A 2754-nucleotide genomic window follows, 5' to 3' on the forward strand; every position below is an offset into this window, starting at 1 on the left:
TCCCCCACACCACGCTTCCCTCATCCCTCGACATCCGAGGATTCATCTTCGATTTAGATGGTGTCCTGACGGATACGGCAGAATTTCACTATTTAGCTTGGCAGAAATTGGCAGATGAAGAAGGTTTACCTTTTACCCGCGAAGCTAACGAAGCTTTGCGGGGGGTGTCGCGTCGGGAATCGTTGCTGGTGATAATTGGGGATAATAAAAAGTATTCAGAAGCACAGATACAGGAAATGATGGAGCGTAAGAACCGCTACTATGTAGAATCCATTGAAAATATCTCCTCAGGGGATTTATTGCCTGGAGCGGTGTCTTTTTTGGATGAACTGCGACAAGGGGGAATTAAAATAGCTTTAGGTTCTGCGAGTAAGAATGCTCGACCAGTTATCGAACGATTGGGAATTGCGAGTAAAATAGATGCGATCGCTGACGGTTACAGTGTCGAAAAACCCAAACCAGCACCCGATTTATTTCTCTTCGCTGCACAACAATTAGGACTTCAACCAGCGCAATGTGTAGTTGTCGAAGATGCAGCAGCGGGTATTGATGCAGCTTTAGCAGCAAGAATGTGGGCAATAGGACTCGGACCAGTTGAGCGAGTTGGTGCTGCTCACATAGTTTTACCAAGTTTAGCATATGCCACTTGGTCAGATATCCGCGCTAAATTGGATAATGTTGCTAGAAAATAGCGGTGAAATTCGTAGTAAGCGTTTCAACGCTTAATTGAGCAGTTTACTGCTCACAATGTTGCCAGAAAACAGCGATGAAATTCGTAGTAAGCGTTTCAACGCTTAATTGAGCAGTTTACTGCTCACTACGAGTTTTCAAATCACGCTGACACTCTTATTTGTATTTGTCTTAACTTTTCATTGCCATCAAAGTACATTCCCAAACTAAGCGCGGTTGAGCGTAACAAAGTAGATATTTACGCGCTTTTTCTAACAGGTTAATAATACTTTGTTCATGCGACTTTCGCCAATATGACTGCTGCAAATAATCGATTAACCACAGTTGAGCTTCTGTATCCAAATCATCAATTTCTTTCGCCAATTTTAAAGCATCAAGGTAAGTTTTGGGGGCTGTTGTCAAAGTTTCGAGTAACTTATTAGGGATAACTTGCAATTGCTCAAAAGATGCGATCGCCTCCCCCGGACTCCCAGATGCTATATTTAACACCGCCTCATGCTGTAAAATTTCCTCATGCCCTGTTTGCCTGAGAACCTCAGTCAAAGACACTGCTTCCATTCGATAAAAAGGAATGCGTTGACAGCGTGAAACTAAAGTCGGCAACACAGACTCAACTGAAGGTGCAATTAAAATCAGCGTTGCTTGTCCTGGTTCTTCCAAAGTCTTCAGCAAAGCGTTTGCCGCACCTTCCGCCATTGTTTCTGCTTGTTCTAAAACTACCACATTTCTTGGTGCAAGTATCGGCGGACGGCTGAGAAATTGCGTAACTTCCCGAATTTGCTCTAACCTAATTATAGGTGGTGCTTTCCGCTTCAGTTTTTTTTCTGCGGCTTCTTCTGGTGTTAATCGTTGTCCTTGATACTGGTAAGTTGGCTGCACCCAGAATAAATCTGGATGGTTTTCTTGACGCAAACGGTTCGTTTCTACAGAATGAGAAAACAGCAATTGTGCAAAGCACCGTGCTGCTAAACTGCGTCCCACACCCTCAGAACCGACAAATAAATAAGCAGGTGCAACTCGATTTTGTTTGACAGCTTGAGTCAATAATTCTACCGCTTGCTGTTGTCCTATAAGTTTCGCGAATGGGTCATTAATCATGATAATTACACATATTGTAGAGACGTTCCGGCGGAACGTCTTTACGACGATTGCAATATTTTTATACAGTTGATTCAGCGGATATGATATAACCCCAACTTTTCAAGCGATCGCTCAAAGTTGTCTGAATCATCTTTTGCACAGCATATGGATTCAAGCTAGCATCTATGCGGACAATTTTATCTTGGGATGCTTGCAGTTGACTATATCCTTCTTGGACGCGACGATGAAAAGCGATCGCTTCAAGTTCAATTCTATCAGCAATATCGTCCGCCGCGCGTTTGCGGCTTAGTCCCACTTCAATATCAACATCAAGCCATAACGTAATATCGCTTTCTAACCCACCAGTCGCGATCGCATTCAGCACATTTATTAAATTTATATCCAAACCGCGACCATAACCTTGATAAGCAATAGTCGAATCAGTATAGCGATCGCACAAGATAATATTACCTTTTTCTAGATTCGGTTTTAATTCTTCTTCAACATGTTGCGATCGGTCAGCAGCATACAATAATAATTCTGTTGTATTTGCTATTTTCTTGTTCTCTACTTCTAACAACAAGCGTCGCAAATCCAAACCTAAAGGAGTTCCCCCAGGTTCACGAGTCACCACAACTGAAACACCTAGACTTTTCAACCACTCTTGACAAAGTTGGATTTGGCTAGTTTTGCCACAACCTTCTACCCCTTCAAATACGATTAATTTACCATTCATGCTTCGAGAATTTCATTTGAGGATGAGTTTTGCAGATTTCAGCTTTTTATATAAAAAATTGGCGTTGCTGATTAGATGTATGAAAATGATTGTGCGTGATGTCAAAACCCTTGTAGAGACGCGAAGTCTGTCGGGGGAAGCTTCCCCCGACGAGCTTCGCGCGATATATCGCGTCTCTACATTCGGATTCCTACTGCGATTCAGCAACGCCAAAAAATTAATCAAGTTTATCATCATCGTCCCCCTGT

4 protein-coding genes are annotated in these 2754 nt (G+C 42.6%); 2 read left to right on the top strand and 2 right to left on the bottom strand.

Going from position 1 to position 2754, the window contains the following annotated elements; genetic code table 11:
- A partial coding sequence (pgmB, locus tag OGM63_RS12470) for a beta-phosphoglucomutase (protein ID WP_263745892.1) occupies window positions 1-692 on the top strand: 692 nt, incomplete at its 5' end.
- A gap of 169 nt (window positions 693-861) precedes the next feature.
- Here pgmB and OGM63_RS12475 read toward each other — a convergent pair.
- A complete protein-coding gene (locus OGM63_RS12475; RefSeq protein WP_263745893.1) occupies window positions 862-1788 on the bottom strand; it encodes a DNA polymerase III subunit delta' in 927 nt (308 codons plus the stop codon).
- A 61-nt stretch (window positions 1789-1849) separates the two neighbouring features.
- Entirely contained in the window at window positions 1850-2506 is a 657-nt protein-coding gene (gene tmk / locus OGM63_RS12480; RefSeq protein WP_263745894.1) for a dTMP kinase, read from the bottom strand.
- Window positions 2507-2528: 22 nt separating this feature from the next.
- On the opposite strand from tmk, the gene OGM63_RS12485 reads away from it, so the two are divergent.
- On the top strand, window positions 2529-2754 hold a 226-nt coding region (locus OGM63_RS12485), incomplete at its 3' end, for a hypothetical protein (protein WP_263745895.1).

The organism is Plectonema radiosum NIES-515 (assembly GCF_025753815.1).
GTDB classification, from domain to species: domain Bacteria; phylum Cyanobacteriota; class Cyanobacteriia; order Cyanobacteriales; family Nostocaceae; genus Hassallia; species Hassallia radiosum_A.

Bases quoted from the DNA above. Each gene is read 5' to 3' on its own strand.
- OGM63_RS12475 (WP_263745893.1), bottom strand. From the start codon at position 1,788: ATGATTAATGACCCATTCGCGAAACTTATAGGACAACAGCAAGCGGTA.
- tmk (WP_263745894.1), bottom strand. From the start codon at position 2,506: ATGAATGGTAAATTAATCGTATTTGAAGGGGTAGAAGGTTGTGGCAAA.